At 74.4% G+C, this 25,083-nt stretch carries 15 protein-coding genes; 5 read left to right on the forward strand and 10 right to left on the reverse strand.

From position 1 onward, the window contains the following. Positions 1-13: 13 nt before the first annotated feature. Both ABGB17_RS27475 and ABGB17_RS27480 read right to left on the reverse strand, forming a co-directional pair. Complete coding sequence (locus ABGB17_RS27475; protein ID WP_347634567.1) at positions 14-3,928, reverse strand: AAA family ATPase; 3,915 nt, start codon at positions 3,926-3,928, stop codon at positions 14-16. Then, on the reverse strand, positions 3,925-5,049 hold the full coding sequence (locus tag ABGB17_RS27480) for an exonuclease SbcCD subunit D (protein WP_347634569.1): 1,125 nt from the start codon (positions 5,047-5,049) through the stop codon (positions 3,925-3,927). Before ABGB17_RS27480 ends, ABGB17_RS27475 begins: the two co-directional genes overlap by 4 nt. Before the next feature lie 145 nt (positions 5,050-5,194). Here ABGB17_RS27480 and ABGB17_RS27485 point away from each other — a divergent pair, with 145 nt between their 5' ends. Further along, positions 5,195-6,688: a prolyl oligopeptidase family serine peptidase gene (locus tag ABGB17_RS27485; RefSeq protein ID WP_347634571.1), complete on the forward strand. Its 1,494-nt coding sequence runs from the start codon at positions 5,195-5,197 to the stop codon at positions 6,686-6,688. A gap of 321 nt (positions 6,689-7,009) precedes the next feature. After that, positions 7,010-8,461 carry an LCP family protein gene (locus tag ABGB17_RS27490; protein ID WP_347634573.1) on the forward strand — a complete coding sequence of 484 codons (1,452 nt, stop codon included), beginning with the start codon at positions 7,010-7,012 and terminating at the stop codon, positions 8,459-8,461. 25 nt (positions 8,462-8,486) lie between these two features. Here ABGB17_RS27490 and ABGB17_RS27495 read toward each other — a convergent pair whose 3' ends face one another. From ABGB17_RS27495 to ABGB17_RS27520, 6 genes are all read right to left on the reverse strand, one after another. After that, positions 8,487-9,488, reverse strand: coding sequence for an enolase C-terminal domain-like protein (locus ABGB17_RS27495; protein WP_347634575.1), 1,002 nt, complete (start codon positions 9,486-9,488; stop codon positions 8,487-8,489). A gap of 150 nt (positions 9,489-9,638) precedes the next feature. After that, positions 9,639-10,823 carry a VWA domain-containing protein gene (locus ABGB17_RS27500; RefSeq protein ID WP_347634577.1) on the reverse strand — a complete coding sequence of 395 codons (1,185 nt, stop codon included), beginning with the start codon at positions 10,821-10,823 and terminating at the stop codon, positions 9,639-9,641. Further along, the gene (locus ABGB17_RS27505) at positions 10,823-13,156 is read right to left on the reverse strand and encodes a DUF5682 family protein (RefSeq protein WP_347634579.1); all 2,334 of its coding nucleotides are present in this window, start codon (positions 13,154-13,156) and stop codon (positions 10,823-10,825) included. The genes ABGB17_RS27500 and ABGB17_RS27505 overlap by 1 nt, the downstream gene beginning before the upstream one ends. Then, positions 13,146-14,210 carry an AAA family ATPase gene (locus ABGB17_RS27510; RefSeq protein ID WP_347634581.1) on the reverse strand — a complete coding sequence of 355 codons (1,065 nt, stop codon included), beginning with the start codon at positions 14,208-14,210 and terminating at the stop codon, positions 13,146-13,148. Before ABGB17_RS27510 ends, ABGB17_RS27505 begins: the two co-directional genes overlap by 11 nt. 82 nt (positions 14,211-14,292) lie before the next feature. Then, positions 14,293-15,771, reverse strand: coding sequence for a DUF5691 domain-containing protein (locus ABGB17_RS27515; RefSeq protein ID WP_347634583.1), 1,479 nt, complete (start codon positions 15,769-15,771; stop codon positions 14,293-14,295). A gap of 182 nt (positions 15,772-15,953) precedes the next feature. Beyond that, entirely contained in the window at positions 15,954-17,540 is a 1,587-nt protein-coding gene (locus ABGB17_RS27520; RefSeq protein ID WP_347634585.1) for an SWIM zinc finger family protein, read from the reverse strand. A 124-nt stretch (positions 17,541-17,664) separates the two neighbouring features. On the opposite strand from ABGB17_RS27520, the gene ABGB17_RS27525 reads away from it, so the two are divergent. Next, a complete protein-coding gene (locus ABGB17_RS27525; RefSeq protein ID WP_347634587.1) occupies positions 17,665-18,270 on the forward strand; it encodes a cupin domain-containing protein in 606 nt (201 codons plus the stop codon). Positions 18,271-18,357: 87 nt separating this feature from the next. Further along, positions 18,358-19,893, forward strand: coding sequence for an aldehyde dehydrogenase family protein (locus tag ABGB17_RS27530; RefSeq protein WP_347634589.1), 1,536 nt, complete (start codon positions 18,358-18,360; stop codon positions 19,891-19,893). Positions 19,894-19,946: 53 nt separating this feature from the next. Here ABGB17_RS27530 and ABGB17_RS27535 read toward each other — a convergent pair whose 3' ends face one another. Together ABGB17_RS27535 and ABGB17_RS27540 are read right to left on the reverse strand one after the other, a co-directional pair. Continuing rightward, entirely contained in the window at positions 19,947-22,931 is a 2,985-nt protein-coding gene (locus tag ABGB17_RS27535; protein WP_347634591.1) for an AAA family ATPase, read from the reverse strand. Between the two features lie 33 nt (positions 22,932-22,964). After that, on the reverse strand, positions 22,965-23,669 hold the full coding sequence (locus tag ABGB17_RS27540; RefSeq protein ID WP_347634593.1) for a hypothetical protein: 705 nt from the start codon (positions 23,667-23,669) through the stop codon (positions 22,965-22,967). Positions 23,670-24,100: 431 nt separating this feature from the next. Here ABGB17_RS27540 and ABGB17_RS27545 point away from each other — a divergent pair, with 431 nt between their 5' ends. Beyond that, positions 24,101-25,081: a pirin family protein gene (locus ABGB17_RS27545; RefSeq protein WP_347634595.1), complete on the forward strand. Its 981-nt coding sequence runs from the start codon at positions 24,101-24,103 to the stop codon at positions 25,079-25,081. Positions 25,082-25,083: the final 2 nt, after the last annotated feature.

A 25,083-nucleotide genomic window follows, 5' to 3' on the forward strand; every position in this document is an offset into this window, starting at 1 on the left:
ACCTGCAGAGAGGTCAGCCGGGGACGGCGACCGCCAAGGTGGAGCCGTGGCGGTGCTTGTGCACCCTGAGCTGGGCGGGGACGCGGGAGCGCAGCTCGGCGACGTGGCTGACGATGCCGACGGCCCGGCCGCCGTCGCGCAGGTCGTCGAGGATGTCGAGTACGGCGTCCAGGGTGTCCTCGTCCAGGGTGCCGAACCCCTCGTCGATGAAGAGGGTGCCGAGCTCGACGCCGCCCGCCTCGGCGGTGACGACGTCGGCGAGGGCGAGGGCCAGGGCGAGGGACGTCATGAACGCCTCGCCGCCGGAGAGGGTGGCGGGGTCGCGGTCGGTGCCGGTCCAGCCGTCGAGGACCCGCAGGCCGAGGCCGCCGCCGGCGCGCCTGCGGTCGGCGGCGGTCTTGCGCTTGTCGTACAGCAGGAGGTAGCGGCCGCCGGACATGTGGTCCAGGCGGTGGTTGGCGGCGTCCACGACCTGGCGCAGCCGTTCCCCGAGCACGTAGGACGACAGGCGGATGTGCTCGGTGTTGTCGGAGGACGTGCCGCCGGTCAGCTCGGCGAGACGCCTGGCCAGCAGGTACGCCTCCTCGGCGGGACGCCACTCGGCCAGCGTGCCGTCCAGGACGGTCGCGAGGCCGGCGAGCTGGTCGTGGCGTGCCGCGGCCTGGTCGCGCGTGGACACCCGCGCGGCGTGCTGCCGCTCGGCCTCGTCGTGGGCGGACTCAAGGGCGGCGAGGTCCGGTGCCGGCATCGCGGCCGCCGCCGCGAGCGCCGGGTCCGACAGCGCCTTGCCCACCGCGGCGCGTTCCGCGTCCAGCGTACGGAGCCGCTCGCCCATGGCCTCCCGCGCGGCCGTGTCGCGGGCCGCGGCCAGGGCGTCGGCGACGCCGGGGAACCCGGCGTCCTCGGCCGCCCGCCCGGCCCGGTCCCACGCCTGCGTGGCCTCGGCCGCGGCGGTCGCGGCGGCCCGGCCCGCCTCCGCCGCGTCGCGCAGCAGCTCGGCCTCGTGCGCGAGGCGCTCCAGCCGCGCGGTCAGCGAGGCGTCCTCGCCCCTGGCCTCCTCGATGAGGGACGCCAGCCGCGCGGCGTCCGCCACCAGCCCGTCCCGCCGCGCCTCCTCGGCGGCGATCTCCACGCCGAGCCGCGCGGCCCGTTCGCCGGCCTCGGCCAGCTCCTCCTCCACCCGCAGGGTCTCCGCGAGCGACTCCTCCTCCCGCGCGGCTTCCTCCTCCACCCACGCCAGCACCCGCTCGGCCTCGGCCAGCATCGCCACCACGGCCTCCTCGCCAGGCTCGGCGTCGGCCGGCATCGCCGCCACAGCGCCCACACGAGGCTCGGCGTCGGCCGGCATCGCCACCACGGCGTCCTCGCCGGGCGCGACGGGCGGCTCCAGTGGCGCGGTGGCCCAGGGCGGGTCCCAGCCGGCGGCAGGACGGGGGCGCAGGACGGCACGACGGGCGGCCTCGCGTGCCGCTTCGTGAGCGGCCGCGGCCTCCTCGGCGCGGGCGGCGGCCTCGGCGGCGGCCTGGAGGACCCGTGACTCCTCGGCGCGGCGGTCGCGCCGGGCGGCCACGCTGGGGTCGTCGCCCCGGGCGGCGTCGAGCGTGCGGGTGAGACGGTCCAGTTCCTCGGTGAGGACGGCCAGGGCGGCGCGGCACTCGGCGGCCTCCACGGCGAGCTCACGCGCGCCGGCCGCCGCGTCCTCAAGGCCGGCCCGCAGGCCGGCGGCCTCTCCGGCCAGCGCGGGCTCCCGCGCGGCGGAGGCGTGCAGCCGCGCCAGTTCCGCCTCGGCCTCCTGGCACGCCGCCAGCGTCTCGGCGACGCTCAGCCCCCCGGCCTGCGCGGCCGCCTCCTCCAGACGGGCGGCCAGCGCCGCCACCCGCCCCTCGGCCGCCTGCCGCGCCTCCTGCGCCGCCTCGGCCCGCGCCTCGGCCTCCTGCTCGTCGTGGGAGGTCGGCGTCGTCTCCTCGGGCTCCGCGGGCGCCGGGTGGTCGTCCGACCCGCAGACCGCGCACGGCTCGCCGGGCAGCAGCCCCCGGGCCAGCTCGGCGGCCATGCCGTCCATGCGGGCCTGCCGGACGGCCTGCACCAGGTCCCGCGCCTCCTGCGCCTCGTCGGTGGCCGCCCGCCGTTCCTCCTCGGCCTCCGCGAGCTCCCCCTCCAGCGCGTCCCGCCGGGCGGCCTGCTCCGCCTGGAGCACCGCGGCGTCCCTGGCCGCCACCGCCGCCGGGATCGCCGCGGCGTCCGCCCGTGCCTCGGCGAGCCGCTCCTCGATCTCCGCGAGCATCTCCAGCGACCGCGTCCGCGCGTCCGCCAGGCCCGCCTCCCGCTCGGCGACCCGCGCCAGCCGTTCCTCCACGTCCGCCAGCGTGCGCTCCACCTCCGCCCGCCGCTCCTCGTCCCCGCGCCGCGCCTCCAGGGCCGCCAGCTCGTCCTGGACCTCCCTGGCCGCCGCCGCCAGCCACTCCCCGATGTCGCCGCCCTCCGGGCCGCCGCGTCCCTCGACCCGCTCCAGCGCCAGGGACGCCTCCCGCCGCGCGGACTCCGCGTCCGCGGCGAGCGTGTCCCGCAGCCGCACGGCCTCCACGTCGTCACGCGCGGCACCCACCTCGGCCCGTGCCGCCGGCAGCCGCGACGCCGCGACCCGCGCGCCCGCCAGCCGCTCCCCGGCCCGCTCCCGCTCGGCGGGCAGCAGCGCGAGCCGCCCCGCCACGTCCCCGTCCTCCTCCGCGAGCCGCGCCAGCCGCTCCGCGAGCCGGCCGAGCTCCTCGTTCACCTCGGCCAGCCGCCTCTCCTCCACCCGGAGCTGCTCCACCCGCGCCATCTCGTCGCGCCGCTCACGCTCCAGCCCCATGAGCTCGTCCACGCCGGCGTCGTGGCCCGTGGACAGGCGGGCCAGGGCGTCGGAGGCCAGCTCCGCGGCCTTGGCGGCCGCCTCGGACCGGTGCTCGGCCTGGTGGATCAGGGGCAGCACGCGGTCGGCGCGGGCCGCCTCAGCGAGGATGGCCTCCAGGTCGGCGCGTTCGTCGGCCGTGCGGTCCAGGTCGTCGCGGCGGGTCAGGGCCTCGGCGTACGCGCGCTGGAGCTTGGCGAGGTCGCGGGCGTTCTCCAGGGCGTCGCGGGCGGCGCGCAGGGTGGCGGCCGTCTCCTCGGCGGCGTGCCCGGCCGTGTCCCGGACCCCGGCCGCCTGGGACACCAGGGCGGCCGCCCACTCGGCGGGGTCGGGGTCCGTGCCGGTGCCTGCGGCTTCGAGGAGGAGGGGGCCGGCGGCGCCGCGCATGTGGTCGAGGGTGGAGTCGACCTTGTGGCGCAGGGTCTGGCGGTCCTGCCCGGTGCGGGTGCGGTGGTCGGCGAGCCACTGCTCCACAGCGGTGTAGAGGCGGACGGAGAAGAGCTTCTCCAGGAGTTTGCGGCGGTCGTCGCCGTCGGCGCGCAGGAACCGGGCGAAGTCGCCCTGGGGCAGCATGGCGACCTGCCAGAACTGGTCGGCGTTCATGCCGAGCAGGCCGCCGATCAGGTCGCCGGCCTCGTCGAAGCGGCTGGAGCGGAACGTCCACTCGCCGGAGGGGAGCAGCTCCTCCAGCAGGATCTTGGGCTTCTCCTCCACGACGCCCTCGCCGCGCAGCTTGGGGCGGTCCCACGCCGGGGAGCGGGTGACGCGCAGGCGCCGCCCCCGCAGCGTGGTCTCCAGCACGACCTCGGGGGCCCGGCCGGGCGGCGCGTGGTCGCAGCGCAGGCGCCGGGCGCTGTCGCGCTGACCGGGCACCCTGCCGTACAGGGCGTAGCACACCGCGTCCAGCACGGTCGTCTTGCCGGCGCCGGTGGGGCCGTGCACCAGGAACAACCCTGCCTCGCCGAGCGCGTCGAAGTCGACCTCCTCCCGCCCGGGGAACGACCCGAAGGCCGTGAGCGCCAGCCGATGCAGCCTCAAACCAGGGCCTCCTTGGCGCGGCACGACTCGACGGCCCGGCGCAGGAGCCGCCGCTCGGCGGCGTCGGCGGGCTCGCCGCGGACGTCGCGCACGAAGTCGAGGGCGACGTCGATCTCGGGGCGGCCGGCGAGACGCGGGACGCGCGGGGCGGCGGGCGCGTTCTCGGGGGCGAACACGAGGTTCAGGGTGTGGGGGAAACGCTGCCGCAGGCGCTCCATGGCCGACTTGGGGCGCACGGGGTCGGTCAGGGTGACCTGGAGCCAGTGGTCCTCGTGGGACGACCAGGACGGGGAGGTGAGAAGGTCCTCCAGGTGGCCGCGCAGGCGGGCCAGGGGGCGGGGCACCGGGGCCGGGACGAAGGTGGCGGCGGTCAGGCCGGCGGGGCCGACGTCGGCGAGCCAGGAGCCCTTGAGGTGGTCCGCCTCGGAGAAGGAGTACGCGATCGGCGAGCCCGAGTAGCGGACGGACCCGGTCATGCGCTGGCGGCCGTGCAGGTGGCCGAGGGCGACGTAGTCGACGCCGGTGAAGACGGACACCGGGACGTGGGGGACGCCGCCGACGCTGATGTCGCGCTCGCTGTCGCTGGACTCGCCGCCGGTGACGAACGCGTGGGCCAGCACGACCGACGGCGCGCCGCGGCCGGCGAGGTCGGCGCGGATCAGGGACATGGCGTGCGCGACGGCCGCGTGGTGGCCCCGTTCGGTCAGGCCCCAGGGGGCGCGCACCATGTCGGGCTCCAGGTACGGGATGCCGTACACCGCGACGCCTTCGATCATCACGGGGCGGCCCACCCCGGCGGGGTCGGTGCGCAGGTGGACGCCGGACGCGTCGATGAGGTCGGCGCCGAAACCGAGCCGGCGCGGTGAGTCGTGGTTGCCGCTGATCAGCACGACGCGCGCCCCGGCGTCGGTCAGCCGCCGCAGCGCCTCGCCGCACAGCTCCACCGCGTCCACCGGCGGCAGGGCCCGGTCGTAGACGTCTCCGGCGATCACCACGGCGTCGACCCGCTCGGACCGGACCGTGGCGACCAGATGGTCCACGAAGGCGGCCTGGGCGGCGATGAGGCTTTCACGGTGGAAGGCCCGGCCCAGGTGCCAGTCCGAGGTATGCAGCAGACGCATGGAGCAGGAAGCTAACAGGTCCCAATGACAAATGCGGCCCCTCAGGTACCATCGTTCCACCCGCGTGACTTAACCTACTGATCGGAGGTCATTTTCGGGCGGAAAAGCCCTCGCCACGACGAGCCGCCCCGACCGAGGAGGTGGCGTGAGCGAGCGGGGCCGTCTGAGTCTGGCCGTCGGGCTGCTTCTCGCGGCGCTGGCCGCGACGGGATACCTGCTGTCCCCGCCCGCGTTCGACCCGCCGCCCCTCCGTGAGGACCTGAGCTTCCAGCACCTGCCGCCGCAGCCGTCCGCCGAGGTCCGCCCGGTCCGCCACGACGGCGCCATCGTCACGCAGGAGATCACCGTCCCGGCCGGGGACACCACGCTCGGCGCCACCATCCGCGCGCCGGCCACACCCGGGCCGCACCCGGCGCTGGTGTTCGTGCAGGGCTCCGGCCCGGGGGTGCGCGGCGAGTTCACCACGCAGGCCACGTGGCTGGCCCGGGCCGGGGTGGTGACGCTCACCTACGACAAGCGCACCGTCGGCTACGACTTCCGGCACCGCGACTTCTCCCTGCTCGCCGACGACGCGCTGCGCATGATCGAGGCGCTCAAGCTGCGCGCCGACGTCGATCCCTCGCGGGTGGGCCTGTGGGGGGTCAGCGAGGGGAGCTGGGTGATCCCCCTCGCGGCGCGCAGCCTCGACGTGGGGTTCGCCGTGATGGTCTCCTCCCCCAACGTCACGCCGCTGCGCCAGGTGGCGTGGGCGCTGAACGAGCAGCTCGAACGGCTGCACGCCCCGTCGGGGGTCCGCGAGCTGCTCACCAAGGCGATGGGCGGCGTGGGGTTCGACTTCCTGCGGTACGACCCGGACCCGGCGCTGCGGCAGATCACCCAGCCGGTGCTCGCGCTGTACGGCACGATGGACCCCTCCATCCCGTTCGTGGAGAGCACGCAGAAGCTCACCGCGGGGCTGCGGGCGGCGGGCAACGTCAAGTACACGATCCGGTTCCTCGGCGGCGCCGACCACGCCATGCGGGTCAACGGCGGGCCGTTCACCAAGGGCTACCTGGAGACCCTCGCCAACTGGGTGCTCGGGCTGCCGGGCACGGCGCTGCCGCCGCCGGGCGCGCAGATCGCGGGCGCCACACCCGTGCAGCGGTACGAGACTGCGGACGTGCCGCAGGCGCCGTGGTACGCGGGCGGGGCCATCCTCACGCTGGTGCTGATGCTCGCCACGGTGGCGTACGTCGCGGCGCCGGTCACCGAGTTCGTGGTGCGGATGCGCGACCGGGACCTCGTGTCGCCGGCCCGGTCGCCGCAGTGGCCGGCCATCCGGCGGCGGCTGCGCCGCATGGCGTGGACCGGCGTGGGGCTGCTCACGGCGGTGGTCGCGTTCATCACGCTGATCGTGCTGTTCTCGGTGAACCAGGCCGGGGCGTGGCCCGCGGTGCTGTCCGGATGGCTGGTGGTCCGGGTGCTGGCGCTGCTCATGCTGGTGCAGGAGGTCACGGCCGCGGCGGCGGTGTACGCCGCGGTGCAGGACGGCTGGGAACCGGGACGATGGCAGCGGTTCACCATCGCGGCGGTCCTCGGCGGAACGGGCGGCCTGCTGCTCATCGCCGCCTACTACGGGCTCTTCGGCTTCCCCTGGTGAGACCGGGGCCCGCCGCGGGCTCGCGGCGGCCCCGGGCCAGACCGGGCCCTGCCGCAGGCTTGTGGCTGCCCCGGGCCAGACCGGGGCCCGCCGCGGGCTCGCGGCTGCCCCGGGTGAGACCGGGCCCTGCCGCGGGCTCGCGGCGCCCCCTGGCGAAGCCGGGGCCCGCCGCGGGCGGTCCGGCTTCTGGCGGTGAGCCTGTGGCCTGCAGCTCCGCCAGACGTATCCATATAAATCCTGATCTGTTGGTGAAGAGTTCACGTGCGCGTCGGGTGGGGCGAATATCGTGCCGCCCCTGGAAACGGGGAGGTACTGACAACCTTGCGCCATGCGAACAAGCCACCGGGGACGGCCGGGGTCATCGGCTGGACGGCGTTGTCCGCCATCGTGCCGGGGGCGGCACACCTGCGGGCGGGCCGCCGACGATCGGGATTCCTGCTGCTCGGGGCGTACTTCCTCGTCCTGGCCACGCTCGTCGTGGTCGCCCTCACCGCGGACGCCGGGCTCGCCGGGCGTCTGCTCGACCCCGCCTGGCTGCGGGGCGTCATCGTCATCGCCTGCGTGGCGGGGCTGTGCTGGTTCGCCCTGCTCGTGCGGTCGTACGTGGTCCTGCGGCCGGGTGAGCTGTCCCAGGTGGGGCAGATCGTCTCGGGCGTGCTCACCGGCACGCTGGCCGTGGCGGTCGCGATGCCGTTCGCCGTCGTCGCGCAGTACGCCCTGGTGTCGGGAGCCACGCTGGACGCGGTGTTCGACGAGCCCGCGGCCGCGGCGGCCACCGGGGCGCCCGCCAAGCCGGAGGACCCGTGGGCGGGCCGCACCCGGGTGAACGTCCTGATCCTCGGCGGCGACTGGCAGCCGGACCGGGTGGGGGTGCGCACCGACAGCATCAACCTGGCCAGCGTGCACGTCCGCACCGGCGACACCGTGCTGTTCAGCCTGCCGCGCAACCTGGAGAACGTCCGCTTCCCGCCCGGCACGCCGATGCACCGCGCGTTCCCGAACGGTTTCCGGCTGCCGACCAACCCCGACGGGTCCCGCGAGGACCTGCTGTTCTCGGTGTGGCAGTACGCCGAGTCCCACCCGGAGATCTTCGGCGGGCGCAAGGGCATGGGGCCCCAGACGCTGAAGGAGACCATCGGGTACACGCTCGGGCTGCGGGTCGACTGGTACGCCCTGGCCAACATGTGGGGCCTCGCGCGCATCATCGACGCGCTCGGCGGGCTGACGCTCACCGTGCCGGTGGACGTCGTGTTCGGCAAGTACAACGAGGGCCTGGTGAAGGCCGGCACCCGCAAGCTGCGCGGCGCGGACGCCATGTGGTTCGCCCGGTCGCGCACCAACAGCGACGACTACACCCGGATGGGCCGGCAGCGGTGCGTGCTCAACGCGCTGGTGCAGCAGGCCGACCCGGCGACCGTGCTGCTGCGCTTCAACCAGTTGGCCCGGGCGTCCAAGGGCATGTTCCGCACCGACATCCCCCGGGCGATGCTGGAGCACCTGGTGCCCCTCGCGCTGAAGGTCCGCGGCGCCCGGCTGACCGGCGTGCAGTTCGTCCCGCCGCTGATCAACACCGGCTCGCCGGACTGGGCGCTGATCCGCCGCACGGCCGCCCGCGCCCTGCGTCCCCCGGTGGCCCGCACCCCCGCGGCCACCCCGGGCGCGACGGCCACGCCGGGCGCGACGCCGACGCCGGGCGTGACCAAGACCCCGAGGCGGCCTGCCGCCGCGTCCACACCGGGGGCGCCCCGGCGCCTCGGCGACGGCTGCGCCTGATCGGCGCCTGTCCGGGGGGACCGCGTCAGAAGCGGAACGACTCGGTCGCGAGGCGCCGCACACGGTCCTCGTCGACCAGGTGGCCGAGGCCGGGCTGGGTCAGCGGCACGGCCACCACACCGCCGGACGCGCCGACCGGCGGCGTGACGATCTGGGCGCTGCGCGGCGGCTCGGTGACGTCGCTCGGCAGCGTGCACCCGGGAAGGCTGGCGACGGCCACCGTGGCGGCGCGGGCGAGGCCCGTGCCGCGGCCGCCGGCGGCGGTGATGTCCCACGCGGCCTCGGCGGCGCGGTCGTGGGCCTGGCGCACGGCCCGCAGGGAGCCGAAGCGGGACGGGCGCAGCAGCAGCGCGGTGCCCGCCCGGGCGGCGACGGCCTCCTCGACGGCCGCCACCGAGTGCACCTCGACGGCGACCGTGGAGTTCACCTGCCCCTGCAGCAGCGCGTGCAGTTCGAGGTCGGCGTCCCCGGCGGGACCGCCGAACGGGCGCTCGATCGCGGTGACGTCGTAGGCGTCCAGGGAGGGCAGGTCGCCGAGGGCGGTGTAGGCGCCCCTGCCGTCCACGGCGAGGGCCAGCGCCGGGTAGGCCTGGCGGACGGCGCGCACCGGCTCGACGTCCCAGCCCGGGTGGATGTCCAGCGTGACGTGCGCGTACCCGGCGCACACGTGGCGGTTGACCCGGGCCACCATGGCCTCCAGGGAACGCTCGGCGGCCAGCCGCACCGTCGCGATCAGCGACGTGCGGGTGCCGCCGAGGGCGTGCGCCAGCGGCACGCCCCGCATGCGGGACCACAGGTCCCAGCACGCGAGGTCCACCGCGGAGCCGCCCGGCACGGTGCCGAGCTCGTCGGGGTGCTCCCAGTCCACGCCGAGCAGCGCGGGCGCCAGGGACTCCTCCATCGTGCCCCACGCCTTGACCAGCGTGGCGTCCGGCTCCCGCGCGGGGACGCCGTCGCCGTTCCCGCGGGCCGGGGAGTGCACGGCCTCGCCCCAGCCGGTCATGCCGCCGTAGTCCGTGAGCTTCACCAAAATGCTTTCCGGCCGCCTGCCGTACGGCAGCACAAGCCGGAAAACCTCAAGCTCACGAACGCGCGGCATGTGATTCCTCTCTCGACCCCTGCCCTCCATGGTGCCTGCTCGCGTCACCCCGGCCAAACCGGAGGACCGGAACAGGGGTCAGTGCCGGCCGCGGACGGCCAGGGTGCGCTCGGCCCACCGGGCGATGTCCCTGCGCTCGATGGCGGCGGCCATCAGCTCGGGGAAGGCGTCGGGGGTGCAGGCGAACGCGGGGACGCCGAGGGCCGCGAGGGCCTGGGCGTTGTCGTGGTCGTAGTGGGGCTGGCCCTCGTCCGACAGGGCCAGCAGCACGATCACCTGGACGCCTGAGGCGGTCATGGCGGCGACGCGGCGCAGCATCTCCTCGCGGACGCCGCCCTCGTACAGGTCGCTGATCAGGATGAAGATGGAGTTGGCGGGACGGGTGATCAGGCCCTGGCAGTAGGCGATGGCGCGGTTGATGTCGGTGCCGCCGCCGAGCTGCGTGCCGAACAGCAGCTCCACGGGGTCGTGCAGGCGGTCGGTGAGGTCGACGACGCTGGTGTCGAACACCACCAGCGACGTCCGGAGGGTGCGCATCGAGGCCAGCACGGCGCCGAACACGCTGGAGTACACCACCGACGCGGCCATCGACCCGCTCTGGTCCACGCAGAGGGTGACGTCGCGCAGCACGGCCCGCTGCCTGCGGGCGTAGCCGACGACGCGGGACGGCACGACGGTGCGGCGCTCGGGCAGGTAGTTCTTCAGGTTGGCCCTGATGGTGCGGTCCCAGTCGATGTCGGCCACCCGGCGCGGGCGTGACGTGCGGGCCGAGCGGTCCAGGGCGCCCGACACCGCGGTCTTGGTGCGCTGGGACAGGCGGCGCTCCAGGTCGGCCACGACCTTGGCGACGACCGCCCGCGCCGACCTGCGCGCGGTCTCCGGCATGACGCGGTTCAGCGAGATCAGCGTGCCGACCAGGTGGACGTCCGGCTCGACGGCCTCCAGCATCTCCGGCTCAAGCAGCAGCCGGGTGAGGTTGAGCCGCTCGATGGCGTCCTTCTGCATGACCTGCACCACCGTGGACGGGAAGTACGACCGGATGTCCCCGAGCCACCGCGCCACCCGCGGCGCCGACGCCCCGAGCCCGGCCCCGCGCCGCCCGTCACCACCGCCACCGCCGCCGCTCTCCGCCCCGCGCCCGCCGCCGTCGTACAGCGCGGCGAGCGCGGCGTCCATGCGCGCGTCCGCCCCGGACAGCTCGCACCCGGTGCCGTCGGCCTCGCCGCCGAGCACCAGCCGCCACCTGCGTACCCGCTCGTCCATCAGCCCCTCACTCCCAGGATCTCCAGTACGGTGCGGACGGCCGGGGCCGCGCGCGGGTCATCGGCCTCCGGTGCGGCCGCGGGGGCCGTGCGCGCGGCCGTGACGCGGCCGCCGACGGCGCGGCGCTCGGGGGCCGGGAAGGCGCCGAAGGTGCGGCGCAGCAGGGGCAGCACGTCCACGAACGCCTCGGGGGCGAGGCCCGACAGCCAGGTGTCCACCAGGGCGAACAGGGTGGAGTCGTGCACCAGCAGCAGGCCGCTGCCGGCCAGGAAGCCCTCGATCCAGGCGGCGGCCCGCGCGGGCGGGGAACCCGCCGACATCGAGCGGGACATGCGCCGCGCCACCTCGTCGGCGGGGACGGTGCCCGCGTCAAGCAGGATGCGGGTGAGCCGGCCGCCGATCAGGCCGTGCAGGTCGTCGCGGGCCGCGATGCCGGACAACACGGCCAGCCAGCCCTCGCGCCGTTCCTGCTGGAGCCCGACGGCGGTGTGCACGGCGTCCACGTGGCGCAGCAGCGCGCGGGCCGAGTCGTCGTCCAGGCCGGTGACGGCCGCGGGCAGCCCGGCGCGGATGCGGGCCAGCAGCGACTCCACGATCGCCGACAGCCCCTCGGCGGAGGTGCCGCGCACGTCGCCGTACCGCTCGGCCCGCACCAGCGGCGGCAGCGCCGCCATCAGGTGCGTGACGTCGCTGTCCAGCGCCGCGCGGTCCGACACCGCCGACAACACCGACGGCAACGCGTCCGGCAGGTCGGCCAGCAGGCACCGCTCGGCGGCCTCGGTGAGCTCGGCCAGCGGCCGGTCGCCCGCCGCGAGCTCCCGCACCCGGGCGGACGCGGCGGCGGGCACGGTGGTGCCGTACCCCCCGGCCTCGATCAGCTCGATGTCGAACTCGGGCCGCCACTCCAGCCGCCAGGACTCCCGGAAGGTGCCCTTGCCGCGCGCCTCCCGGGGCACCCCCCAGTGCACGCCGAGCAGCCCGAGCCGGTGCAACAGGCGGCTCCGGTCGAGGTCGAGGGGTTTGCGCAGGTCGAGGTCGAGGTCGCGTTCCAGCGCCTCGGCCCGCAGCTTCAGCCGCCGCATCCGGTCCCGCAGGTCGCGCTGCAGCGGCACCATGGGGGTCCCGTCCGGCACGTGCCCGAGCCGCTCCCCCACCACCATGCGCCGCTGGATCATCTCCACCGGCAGCTCGGCGCCCTCGCACAGCACCGCCCGCACCGCCTCGGTGACCTCGCTCAGCCCGGCGAGCGGCCGTCCCCGCACGGCCGCCAGCCCGTTCGCCAGCCGCACCCCCTCGATGACGTGCGCGGACGAGACCGGCAGGTCCTCGTCGCGCAGCACCGCCGCCGCCCGGGCCATCCACCGCTCGATCGGCCGTTCCGGGCAGGCGAACAGATGGTCGTACCACCCCGGCGACCCGACCCCCGCGCCGTACCCGCTCCACGAGGCCAGCCGGCCGTACGTCCACGGCACCCAGGTCATCTCGACCTTGACCTTGGGGATTCCCCGCAACACCCGCTCGTCGGGCGCCGCCGCGCCGATCACCCGCAACGCCGGCACGTGCCAGGCCCCGCAGACGACCGCCACCCGCCGGTACCCGTCCTTGAACGCCACGCGGACCGTCCTGCGCATGTACGCCTCACGCCGGCTCTCCCGCTCGTCCGGCACGTACCCCTCCCGCACCGCCTCCATGGCCTCCGCGATCACCTCGAACGGCGCGTCGCCCCGGTGCTCGACGACGTCCTCCCACCAGCGTTCCGGGTCGTCGTACCCGGCCGCCTCCGCCAGCCGCCCGATGGGGTCCCGGCCGCCGGGGTCCTGATCCTCCGTCCCGTCCTCCGGCCGCGCCTCGTCCCCGGGGCCGTCGCCGGCGTCCGCGGCGCCGCGTGGGGGTCCGGCGAGGCTGTGGGCGGCGGGAAGGTCGCAGAAGCGGACGGGTACGCCCGCCTCGTGGGCGTACCGGATGGCCTGCCACTCCGGGGAGAACACCGCGAACGGCCAGAACCCCGCGCGGGACGGCTCGCCCGGCACGTGGGCGAGGAGGGCGACCGGCGGCTCCATGTCCGGGTCCGCGGCCAGCGCGACGAGGGCGTCCGCCTCCGGCGGGCCCTCGATGAGCACGATGTCGGGGCGCAGGCGCCGCAGCTCCGCCGCCAGCGCCCGGGCCGACCCGGGCCCGTGGTGCCGCACCCCGAGCACCACATGCGCCGCCGCGCCGTCCGCCCGGAAGGGCTGCGGCGGCGTCCCCACAGGCGCCGGGTCACCGGACGCGGCCACGCCGTCCGGACCGGAGGGGTGCGGCGGCGGCGCCACGGCCGCCACGTCAGGAGACATCGCGGCAGGCCCGGTAGAAGTCGCGCCACTCGGGGCGCTCGCGGACGACGGTCTCCAGGTACTCGCCCCAGATGACGCGGTCGGACACCGGGTCCTGGATCACGGCGCCGACGATGCCCGCGGCGACGTCACCGGGCCGCAGCACGCCGTCCCCGAAGTGGGCGGCGAGGGCGATGCCGCTGGTGAGCACCGAGATGGCCTCGGCGGTGCTGAGGGTGCCGCTCGGGGACTTCACGGTGGTGCGGCCGTCGGAGGTCGTGCCGGAGCGCAGCTCGCGGAAGACCGTGACCACGCGGCGGATCTCCTCCATGGCCGTGGTGGTCTCCGGCAGCTCCAGGGACCGGCCGAGCTGGGCGACACGACGCGACACGATGTCGACCTCCTCGTCCTCGCTGGCCGGGACGGGCAGCACCACGGTGTTGAACCGCCGCCGCAACGCGCTGGACAGCTCGTTCACCCCGCGGTCGCGGTCGTTCGCCGTCGCGATCACGTTGAAGCCCCGCGTGGCCTGCACCTCCGTCGCCAGCTCGGGCACCGGCATGGTCTTCTCCGACAACACGGTGATCAGCGCGTCCTGCACGTCCGACGGCATCCGGGTGAGCTCCTCCACCCGGGCCAGCCGCCCCTCGGCCATGGCCCGCATGATCGGGCTGGGGGTGAGCGCCTCCCGCGACGGCCCCTCGGCGAGCAGCCGGGCGTAGTTCCACCCGTACCGCACCGCCTCCTCCGCCGTCCCGGCCGTGCCCTGGACCAGCAACGTCGAGTCCCCGCTGACGGCCGCCGCCAGGTGCTCCGACAACCAGGTCTTGGCCGTCCCCGGCACCCCGAGCAACAGCAGCGCCCGGTCGGTGGCGAGCGTCGCCACCGCCACCTCGACGATGCGCCGGGGCCCGATGTACTTCGGCGTGATCTGATCCCCGTCCCCGACGATGTAGGTCGTCACCGCCCACGGCGACAACTTCCACCCCGGCGGCCGCGGCCGCTCGTCGGTCTTGGCGAGGATCGCCAGCTCCTCGGCATATTGATCTTCCGCGTGCGGACGCAGGACTGTCATGGGTGTTCTCAGCTCGCTCTCACGTGGTGACGACGCGCGACGGCACGGACATTTGTGATCATCAGTTCGCTCCGGTCGGGAGTCATCGGAGGACTCCCAGCTCGGTGAGCATGGCGTGGCGGAAGCGGAGGACGTCGGCGACCTCCTGGACGGCGGGTTCGAGGGAACGGGTGGCGGCGGTCTCGTGGGCCGCGGGGTCGGCGCGTTCACCGGCCAGGCGGACGAGCTCGCCGAGGTTCCAGGGCTGGTGGCCGACGGTTTCGACGATCTTGTCGAGGACGGCCTCGGTGAGGGACGGGCCCCAGGGCCCGGGGATGCCGCCGAGCATCATGATGAGCTGGCCGTCCACGGGCTGGCCGCGGACCAGCTCGGCCGCCTGGCCGGCGCGTTCCGCGGGCGGGAGCACGGCGAGCAGGTCGGTGAGCGGCTCCACGGCGAACAGCGCACGCGCCCACTCGGGGTCGTTCTGCAGCACGACCGCCCGCTCCCAGCCGAGGCGGACCTCGCGCGGCCACTCCACCACCTTCAGGCGGACGATCTGCTTGGCGGGCAGGCCGAAACGCTCCGTCCAGAACACGAGCGGGGTCCGCGCGATCACCTGCTGCAGCCACCAGCTCCGCTGCCCGGTGCCCGCCGGCGCGCGGGAGCGGACGCCGTCCCGCTCCATGGCGGCGTCGCAGGCCTCGGGCGGCTCGGCGAGCAGCCGCTCGCCGGACAACGTCAGGCACCGCTCCGCCCGTGCGGCCATGCGCTTCCCGAGCCGCGACGCGGGGAGCCTGGTCAGCAGGTCGGCGGCCTGCCCGCGCACCTCGCGCCTGCGGTCGTCCAGCGCGTCCTCCAGGAACGGCTCGTCGTCCATCGACAGCCCTTCGGCGAGCGCGTGGACGAACGCCGCCCTGTCCTCGGGTGCCTCCTTGGCCCAGCCCTCGCGCAGCAGCTCACGCGCTCGCGCCGGGTCGGCCCGCCGCGACGTCCGCAGGTACGCGAGGCGGTCGCCCCGGGTGCCGTACTCCCAGAGATCCATCGGGGGCCCCGCCACGGCCGTCTCCGCCACCACGGGCCCCGGCACCACGACCGGCGTGGCCTCGTCCTGGACATACGCCCATGCCGGGTTGAGCCCCGCCAGCCACCGCCCGCGTGCCCCCGCGAGCACCCCGATCGCCGCGCGCAGCGACCGGTCCCGCGCCCCGTGGTCCAGCACCTGCGGCAGCAACTCGGGCACCAGCCGGTACCCCCGCGCCGCCGCCGCCTCCAGCCACTCCGGCAGCAACCGCGGATGCTCCCCGTCAAGGATCCGCCCCGCCCGCTCCCCAGCCGCCCGCGGCACCATGGGTTGCTCCTCGTCAGGCGCCGCGGGCAACGGCTCCCCACCCCGGGCCCGTCCCCCCGCCCGCACCCCCACGACATAAGCCGCGGCCCGCCCCAGCAGATCCCCCTCCGGCCGCCGATCGACCCCGACCAGCGCCGCCGACACCATGCGCTCCCACTCCACCCCACTGCTCACCGCGAACCCGCCCTCTGCCGAACCCACCCCCTCGGCGCCCACCGCACCACCGCTCACCGCGAACCCACCCTCTCCCGATCCCGCACCCTCGGCGCCCACCGCACCACCGCTCACCGCGAGCCCACCCTCTCCCGATCCCGCACCCTCGGCGTCCACCGCACCACCGCTCACCGCGAGCCCACCCTCTGCTGAACCCACACCTTCGGCGTCCACCGCACCACCTCTCGTGTTCCTGCCGTTCACAGCACCACCATCCGGCCCTGCTCGTCCCAGGCGGTGAACGGCCGGATGCCGCGTGGCGTCCACTCCCCCGCCACCGTCACCGGACGCCCCCCGGACACCGCCAGCAGCCGCCACGGATGTCCCGCCACGGGGTGCACCAGGAGCCCCGGCGGCCCCGGCGCGTTCCCGTCCGTACCGGGGGTCGCGGAGCCGGTGGACCCGGGCGCCGCCGGATCGCCTCCCGCCTCTCCGGCCGCCTCAGGACCGGGGTCGGTCAGCAGCCAGAGACCGTCGGTTCTGGCCGGGGTGGCCGCGCGGAGGACGACGGGCCAGGAGTCGGTCCAGGGGTCGCCTGTCAGGGCGCCGGCGATCTCGGTGAGGGCGCCGGCCACGGTGGTGCCCTCCGGCGGCGCGGCGGGGACGGGGGCGTGGCGGGTGGCGACCAGGGCCCGCAGGGGCGTCGCGCCGGGGTAGAAGGCGAGGTCGGCGTCCACGGCCGTGCCGGTGACCAGCGAGGCGTCCAAGGGCTGGCCGGGTGGGGCGAAGGACAGGACCAGGGCGAACCTGCCGGTGCGGCGGCCGCGTAACCAGACGCGGCGGGACACCAGGTGGTCCTGTTCGTCGTCCCGCCGGCCGAGGACGTCCCACTCGTCGCGGACCCGCTCACCGGCCAGCACGTCCTCCCGGGAGACCGGGAAGCCCACGCGCGACCGGATCGTGTCCCGCAACGGCCCGGGCAGGACGGCCGCGCGGCGGTGGCCGACGGCAAGGAGGTTGAGCAGGCCGTACTCCCCGAGCAGGCGGGACGGCCAGTCCTCGTCGGCCAGCACCCGGGGCAGCCGGGACACGAACCCGGCGACCCCCGGCGCCTGCGCGTCCACCAGCCGCCGCGCCAGCTCCTGCCACTGCGCGGGAGCGTCCCGCCGCGCACTCGCCAGCCCCTGCCCGATCTGGTCGGCGAGCCACCGCTCCAGCTCGGCCAGCCCGGCCGTCACCCTCTCCTCCCGCTGCGCCGCCCTGCGCGCCGCCGCGTCCGCGCCGGCACCTCCCGGCCCCGCGGCCCCGCCGGCATCCGCGCCGCCCGGCCTCGCGCCGTCACCGGCGCCTGAGCCGTCCGCCCCCGCGGACCCGCCGGCGCCGGAGCCCTCCGGCCCGGCTCCCGTCGCGTCCGGCCCGCCGGTTCCGTCCGCGGCCTCCCCCGCCGCGGAACGGGACCCCGGGCCCGGTGGATCGTCCGGGGACGGGGGCGGTGGTGGCGCCGTGCGGGCGGCGCGGGCCCGGCGTTGTTCCAGCCACTCGCGCACCCAGGCGGGGGGCTCGTCGGCCGGGGACACGCCGTCGGCGGACCACAGCAGGAGCAGGCCGAGGGTGTGCTTGCAGGGGAACTTGCGGCTGGGGCAACTGCAGCGGTAGGCGGTGTCGGCGAGGTCGACGCACGCGCGGTACGGCGTGGCTCCGCTGCCTTTGCACTCTCCCCACAGGACATCGGGCATGACGCCCGTGACCGGCCACTTGCCGGGGCCGCTGACACTCTGCGCCCCCTTCTTGGACGACGCGTCCGGGGCGAGCGCCAGGACCTGATCACGACTCCAACGTTCGATCACACAGGCACACTATCGACCCCCTCCGACATTTCACGGCCGCTTCTCATACCTGGTCAGAGGGGATGTTTCCCACGCTAAACCCCGACATCGGACACGTCGTGAAATGTCGCCTACGATCGGCGGGATGCTGCTGATGACGTACGACGCGTACCCCCACGGCCCCTCCGTCCCGGTGGCCGGCGAGGACGAAGCGCTGCGGGTCGCCGCCCGGGAGTTCACCGGGCCCGAGCCGGTGGTCGCCGTGGAGGACGGACGGGTCCGGTTCCTGCGCAGGGACGTGACGGGGGCGTTCACGGGGCTGCGGGAGCGGCCGGTGGTCGCCGAGGCGCTCGATCTGCTGCCTCACCCCGAAGGCGGGTGGTTCCGCGAGACCTGGCGGACGGCGGCCGAGCTCCGGCCGCCGGGGTACGGCGGGGTGCGGCAGAGCGCCACGGGGATCTACTTCCTGCTCGCGCCGGGCGAGGAGTCGGTGTGGCACGTGGTGCGGTCGGACGAGGTGTGGTTCTGGCACCGGGGCGGCCCGTTGACGCTGACACTCGGCGGGAGGGGTGAGCGTCCCGGGGAAGCCGCCGAGGTCACTCTGGGGGCGCGGGTGGAGGATGGGGAGGTGCCGCAGGCCGTCGTACCGGCGGGGACCTGGCAGGCGGCGCGGCCGGCCGGCGCCGAGGCCGTACTGGTGAGCTGCGTGGTCTCGCCGGGGTTCGACTTCGCGGACTTCACCGCGTTGTGAGCCTCGGCAGGGACCGGTTCAGGAGTGAGCGGTTGTGGTATCGGCAGAATGCGGGGATAGGGCGATTCGAGGAGGGCGACGGTGAGCATGCGGATCGTTTCTGTCGTCGGCGGTAAGGCCGCCGAGGACACCAATGCCGCGGCCTACGACTCGATCAATCCGGCGCGGACCACGGAGACCGTGGCCAAGGTGCGCCTCGCGGACGGCGCGACGTTCGCGTGGGCGTGCAGCGCGGCGTCGGCGGCGCAACGCGAGTGGGAGCGGGTGCCCGCCCCGGTGCGCGGGCGGGTGGTCGCGTCCATGGGGCGGCTCGTGGAGGCCAACGCCGAGGAGCTCGCGCGGCTCGTCACCGAGGAGATCGGCAAGCCGTACGCCGAGGCGCTGGGCGAGGTGCGCGAGATCGTCGACACCTGCGACTTCTTCCTCGGCGAGGGACGCAGGCTGTACGGGCAGACCGTGCCGTCGGAGATGCCGGACAAGAACCTGTTCACGTTCCGGGTCCCCGTGGGTGTCGCCGCGGTGATCACCGCGGGCAACTTCCCGGTCGCGGTGCCGAGCTGGTACATCGTGCCGGCCCTGCTGTGCGGCAACGCGGTGGTGTGGAAGCCCGCCGAGTACGCCGCCGCGTCGGCCCACGCGCTGTACCGGCTGTTCGCCGCGGCGGGCCTGCCGGACGGCGTGCTGAACATCGTGTTCGCCGACGGCCCGGCCACCTTCACGGGCCTGGAGGCCGCGCTGGAGGAGGGCACGGTGCAGAAGGTCGGCTTCACCGGCTCCACCGCCGTGGGCCGCAGGATCGGCGAGCTGTGCGGGCGCCACCTGCAGTCGCCGTGCCTGGAGCTCGGCGGCAAGAACCCCATGGTCGTCATGCCGGACGCCGACCTGGACCTCGCCGTGGAGGGCGCCCTGTTCTCCGGCTTCGGCACGGCGGGCCAGCGCTGCACCTCGCTCGGCACGGTGATCGCGCACGAGTCGGTGCACGACGAGTTCGTGGAGCGGTACGCGGCCGCGGTGGCCGCGGCGAAGGTCGGCGACCCGCGCGGCGACGTGCTGTACGGCCCGATGCTCGACCACCGGTTCGCCGACCGCTTCGAGGACCACCTCAGGTGGATCGAGCCGCACCACACGGTGGTGACCGGCGCGACCGGCCGCATCACCGCGCAGAACCCGCGCGGGGACTTCGACGGCGCGGGCGGCCTGTACTACCACCCGGTGGTGGTGGACGGCGTGCGTCCCGGGGACCGGCTGTTCATGGAGGAGACGTTCGGCCCGGTCGTCGGCGTCACGACGTTCGGCGGGCTCGACGAGGCGATCGCGCTGGCCAACCGCCCCGGCTACGGCCTGTCGTCCTCGATCTACACCACCGACCCCAAGGCGGCCTTCCGGTTCCGCTCGGGCGTCGGCGCGGGCATGGTGAGCGTCAACAACTCCACCTCCGGCGCCGAGGCGCACCTGCCGTTCGGCGGCAACGGCAGGTCCGGCAACGGCAGCCGCCAGTCGGGCATGTGGGTGCTCGACCAGTTCACCCGCTGGCAGGCGATGAACTGGGACTACTCGGGCCGCCTGCAGAAGGCCCAGATGGACGTCGCCGAGATCGTGCCTGACCTGGAGTTCCGCCTCTGACGACCGCGGCCGGACGGTGATCGGGCCCTCCCCCGCGGGAGGGCCCGAATCCGTCACGACCCGTTCTGACCGTGCTGCCCGTTGCGTCCGTCGTACCCGAGCAGGCGCATCGCCGTCTCCGGGTCCATGGCCGCGGCCAGCAGTTGCGCCCGTTCGACGGCCCGGTCCCGCGACGCCTCGGCGCGGGCGCGCCCGGCCTGGTGGTTGCGCACCACGATGAACGCGATGGCGCACGCCACGGCCACCAGCACCACCACGATGACGAACGCCGCGACCCCGGTGACCGGCGCCACGTTCGCCTGTGGCCCCTCGGCCCCGCCGCCGAACACCGCCAGCCCGAGGACCACGAACAACATGAGCGCCGCGACGGCCGCCAGCGCGAGCAGCACGGGACGGGCCGACCGCCCGGCCTCCAGCGGCACCGCGGCGGGGGTCGCCGGGGCCTCCCGCGGCGCGGGCTTCTCCACGCTCCACGGGATGAAATCGGGCGACACGCCGCCGTTGGAGGCGGGCGCGCCGGGCATGACCACCCCGCCGTTGCCACCGGGCAGGACGACGGGCGCCCCGCCACCCTGCGGCGCGATCACCGGCGGCCCGGTGGGCGGGTCCGGCGGCGGCGACAGCACCACGGACTGCGACATCACCTGACCGGCGATCACCGGCACGGCCGCCGGGGCGGCCACCGGCCGGGGCAGCGGCGCGGTGACGTGGCTGTGCGTGCGGTGCGCCTCCGCGGCCACCGTGTGGTAGGCCTCCAGCTCGTCGTAGAACTCGTCGGCGAGGTACACGGTGCCGTCCACCAGCGGCCCCCGCGTGCCCTCGATCACCGCGATCACGTCGTCGCCGGACAGCGTCTTGTGCTGTTCCAAAGCGTGCGCGACGGCGAGCACCTCGCGCCGGTTGGCCCGCAGCAGCTCCTCGGTCTTGGTCAGCAGCCGCGCCAGGTTGTACTCGATGCGCTCGGCCAGCATGTCCGGCACGTTCCGGTCCCGCGACGTCCCGGGCTCCTGCGTGTACCCGATGCCGCCGGACCCGGGCTGCGGCGGGGCCGCCTTGCCGTCCCTGATGCCGAGCTGCTGCAGCGCGGGCAGCGCGGCGATGCCGACACCCATGCCCCAGTACGCCTCCATCAGCCCGGTGACCATGGTGGCGCTCTCCAGGTCGCCGGAGACGCCGGAGGAGTTGTCGTCGCCGAAGAACATGCGTTCCCCGGCCAGCGACGCGAGCGACACCATGATGTCGGCCTCGTACTCGCTGCGCCACCGGGTGAACTGGTCCTCTGGCTTGATGCTGGAGACCATGCCGAGGTAGTCCGCGCCCTTCTCGATGGTGGCGAGGTCGATCTCCAGGTGCTGGCGGGTGCGGTACGCCGCCACCGCGTGACACGCCTCGTGCACGGCCACCGCGTGCCGCTCGCGCTCGATGTACTCGACGTCCTCGGGCGGGCCGAGCTGCTTGAGCCGCTTGGCCGTCATCACGTCGTGCCAGGTGATGACGTCCCTGCCGTCCCTGATGGCGGTGATGAGCGACTCGTTGACCAGGTCCTTGATGGTGGCGCCCGTGGCGTACGGCGTGATGGTGGCGAGCTTGTCGATCTGCTGGGCGGTCAGCTCGTGGCGCACCTTGCCGAAGTAGCCGTGGTAGGTGCGCACCCGGCCGGCCTTGGAGGGGTAGCCCACCTTGTAGATGCGGTCGATGCGGCCGGGCCGCAGCAGCGCCTCGTCCAGGGAGTTCGGCATGTTGGTCGCCATCATGACGAGGATGCGGTACTTCGGCGGGGGCTTCGGGCGCATGCCGAACAGCCTGCGGACGTACCGGTTGACCAGGCCGCGGGGCTTCTTCAGGCCGGACAGCTCGGTGAGCAGGGCCTGCAGCGTGCCCATGTCCCCGCTGCCGCCGCCCATCGGCATGCCCATGAAACGCTCGCGCTGCTGGGGCGGCGCGTCCGCCGGCGTGGTCAGGGAACGCCGGGTGAGCAGGGAGCGCGTCTCGTCCGACAGGTAGCCGAAGCCGTGGCAGGCGTCGCCGGCGCCGAACCCGATGCGGCCGCCGGGCGGGCCCTGCTGGGCGAGCGCGCCGCGCCGTCCGAGGGAGTCGGCCTCGTCGAAGAAGACGATCACCCCGCCGTACCGCAGCGCGAGCTTGCGCAGCTTGCGGAACAGCGACTTCACCTTCAGGATGCCGATGCCCATGAACATGTTGATGAAGGCGCCGGGGTCCACGAAGACGTACGGCTTGCCGGTCTCCCCCGCGACGGCCTCGGCCATCAGGGTCTTGCCGGTGCCGGGCGGGCCCCACAGCAGCAGGCCGCTCGGCACGTAGCCGCCCTTGGCCTCGATCTCGTCGGGCTTCTCCAGGAAGACGATGTTCTCCTTGACCCGCTCGACCACGTGGTCCTGGCCCCAGACGTCGGAGAAACGGGTCTTGATGTCGTCGGGGAAGTACGTCTCCACGCCGCCCCTGGACATGAACCAGAACAGGCCGACGAACTGGATGATGACGAAGAAGAACGCGAACGCGAGCTGGAGCCCGTACGGCAGCACCTGCCACAGCAGGGCGGGCGCCTGGAACAGGGCGAGCAGCGGGGACGTGCCGAGGACCTGGCCGAGCACCAGGGCCAGCAGCGCGATCCAGAACAGCCACTTCAGCGCCCGGGCGATGCGGAAGCGGTTCCAGTCGCTGAAGCGGCGGCGGCTCCAGCGGTCGAACCCGCCGAACACCTTCTTGGTCCAGAAGCGGTGGTAGCCGGGGGACTTCTCGCTGACGCGGAAGTGGACCTGTCGAAGCGCCTCGACGGCGATCAGCACGAGGACGATGCGCCCGGCGCCTTCGGTGGCGGTGACCTGGGCGGCCTCGGTGAACGGCATGATGCCTTCGAAGCTCGCCATCTGATGCCAGACCAGGACGAGATATGCCACGCTCAGGCCGATGAGGAACTTGAGCCGGTCCCACATCGGCATGGTGACCCGGCCGGTGGCGACCGGGCCGGAGTCAGGCGCCCGCAGGCCGGCGGCCTCGGGCGTGGGGGTTTGTGTCATCGGGACTCCTCACGGTCACCAGGCCGCCCGGGCTCACCCGGGTAGCCGCTTGACCTTGAAAGACTGCGCGACGCCGCCGATCGCTTCCGCCTCGGACCGGTAGCAGGTGGCCGAGCAGCGGATCAGGAGGACGGACACGCGCGTGCCGTCGGCGGCGAGGTAAGCGGTCTGGTCGAAGGTCTGCACCGGGCCGCCCTGCACCTTGAAGTTGAAGACGACGTGCACGCCGCGTACGCCGTCCTTGGGGGGGAGCACCTCGTCGCTGAGGAGTTCGAAGTCCTTGAAGGGATAGCCGGGGGTCTTCTCCATCTGGTCGCGCAGCTCGTCCTCGACGGCGACCGGGAGCCCCGCGGCGTTGCGCAGGCCGTCCAGCGAGATGCCGTCGCGCTGCGCCTCGGTCAGGTTCTTGACCATGGCGAAGACGAACGGCTTGTCGGAGTCGCCGGCGTCGTAGAGATGGTCCGCCGACGGGACGTGGTAGCCGTCGTAGCCCACGGTCCAGGACAGTTTCTTGCGTAGCTGGGCCGTGGCGGAGTCCAGGTCGCCGAACACCTCCCGGTCCAGCGCCTTCTGGTCCACCTGCCGCCACGTCGCGGGCACCCGGAAGTAGCTCTGCCCGTCGCTGCCCATCACATAGGTGAAACTCGGGCCACCACAGCCGGCCGAGGTCACCGTGACCACTGTTACGGCGGCGATCGCCATGGCGATCAGCCGCGACCCCACCCGCGTCCGTTCCACAGGGGCCTTACCTCCGCTTTGCGGGTCATCATGGTTGTTGTGCCCTTTTTTTGGGGTCCCTCCCCGAGGGCAACCGGAAAAATCTTGACCAAATCTTGGCGGAAACTTAGCTCGACTTGTGACACAAGGGTGTCGCGACCGGCGGCGACGGCGGCACCAGACGACCGGGAATAGTTGAAACATAAACTTCTGTTGTAGCGGCGTGCGAGACCCCGAACGCCACACCTCGCACGGCCCTACCAGGAGGTTCGCATGCCGGCCGTCACCGCCGACACCCTTACTACGCCGTGGCCACCCCAGTCCCCGGGACGGCCACGGCCCGGTGCCCGGCGGCACGCGCGGTGACCGCCGCCCGCCGCCTGTAGGGCTACGCCGTCCCCCTGCCCCTTCGCTGACCTGCGAGAACTTCCACATAGAGGAGAGCTGGACCCATGCCTGCCGTAACCGTCGCGAACCCCCTGACCCTGCCGCGCGTGGCCGCGCCCGCCGAGGCCGTGGCCCGCCCCGTGCTGGCCGTGACGACCGCGCCGAGTGGCTTCGAAGGCGAGGGTTTCCCCGTGCGCCGGGCCTTCGCGGGGATCAACTACCGGTACCTGGACCCGTTCATCATGATGGACCAGATGGGCGAGGTGGAGTATCAGCCCGGGGAGCCGAAGGGGACCCCGTGGCACCCGCACCGCGGTTTCGAGACCGTCACGTACATCATCGACGGCGTCTTCGACCACCAGGACTCCAACGGTGGCGGCGGCACCATCACCAACGGCGACACCCAGTGGATGACGGCGGGCTCGGGCCTGCTGCACATCGAGGCCCCGCCGGAGCACCTGGTCATGTCCGGCGGGCTGTTCCACGGCCTCCAGCTCTGGGTCAACCTCCCGGCCAAGGACAAGATGATGGCGCCGAGGTACCAGGACATCAGAGGCGGCAACGTCCAGTTGCTCACCTCCCCCGACGGCGGCGCGCTCCTGCGGGTCATCGCGGGCGAGCTGGACGGTCACGCCGGTCCCGGCGTCACGCACACCCCGATCACGATGATCCACGCGACGCTCGCCCCGGGTGCCGAGCTCACGCTGCCCTGGCGTGAGGACTTCAACGGCCTCGCGTACGTCCTGGCCGGCCGCGGCTCCGCCGGCGCGGACCGCCGTCCGATCCATCTGGGCCAGACCGCCGTCTTCGGCGCGGGCTCCTCGCTGACCGTCCGCGCGGACGAGAAGCAGGACTCGCGCACCCCGGCCCTGGAGGTCGTCCTGCTGGGCGGGCAGCCGATCCGCGAGCCGATGGCCCACTACGGCCCGTTCGTCATGAACACCCGCGAGGAACTGCGGCAGGCGTTCGAGGACTTCCAGAAGGGCCGCCTGGGGACCGTCCCGGCCGTGCACGGGATGACCGGAGGCGGACCGCAGGGTTCGTGAAG

This window comes from Sphaerisporangium sp. B11E5 (assembly GCF_039871875.1).
In the GTDB taxonomy this organism is placed as follows: Bacteria; Actinomycetota; Actinomycetes; order Streptosporangiales; family Streptosporangiaceae; genus Sphaerisporangium.

What these genes read in the sequence shown, in the direction of transcription:
- ABGB17_RS27480 (WP_347634569.1), bottom strand. Translation starts at nt 5,049, where the DNA reads ATGCGTCTGCTGCATACCTCGGACTGGCACCTGGGCCGGGCCTTCCAC.
- ABGB17_RS27500 (WP_347634577.1), bottom strand. Translation starts at nt 10,823, where the DNA reads ATGGACGAGCGGGTACGCAGGTGGCGGCTGGTGCTCGGCGGCGAGGCC.
- ABGB17_RS27505 (WP_347634579.1), bottom strand. Translation starts at nt 13,156, where the DNA reads ATGTCTCCTGACGTGGCGGCCGTGGCGCCGCCGCCGCACCCCTCCGGT.
- ABGB17_RS27510 (WP_347634581.1), bottom strand. Translation starts at nt 14,210, where the DNA reads ATGACAGTCCTGCGTCCGCACGCGGAAGATCAATATGCCGAGGAGCTG.
- ABGB17_RS27525 (WP_347634587.1), top strand. Translation starts at nt 17,665, where the DNA reads ATGCTGCTGATGACGTACGACGCGTACCCCCACGGCCCCTCCGTCCCG.
- ABGB17_RS27530 (WP_347634589.1), top strand. Translation starts at nt 18,358, where the DNA reads ATGCGGATCGTTTCTGTCGTCGGCGGTAAGGCCGCCGAGGACACCAAT.
- ABGB17_RS27535 (WP_347634591.1), bottom strand. Translation starts at nt 22,931, where the DNA reads ATGACACAAACCCCCACGCCCGAGGCCGCCGGCCTGCGGGCGCCTGAC.
- ABGB17_RS27545 (WP_347634595.1), top strand. Translation starts at nt 24,101, where the DNA reads ATGCCTGCCGTAACCGTCGCGAACCCCCTGACCCTGCCGCGCGTGGCC.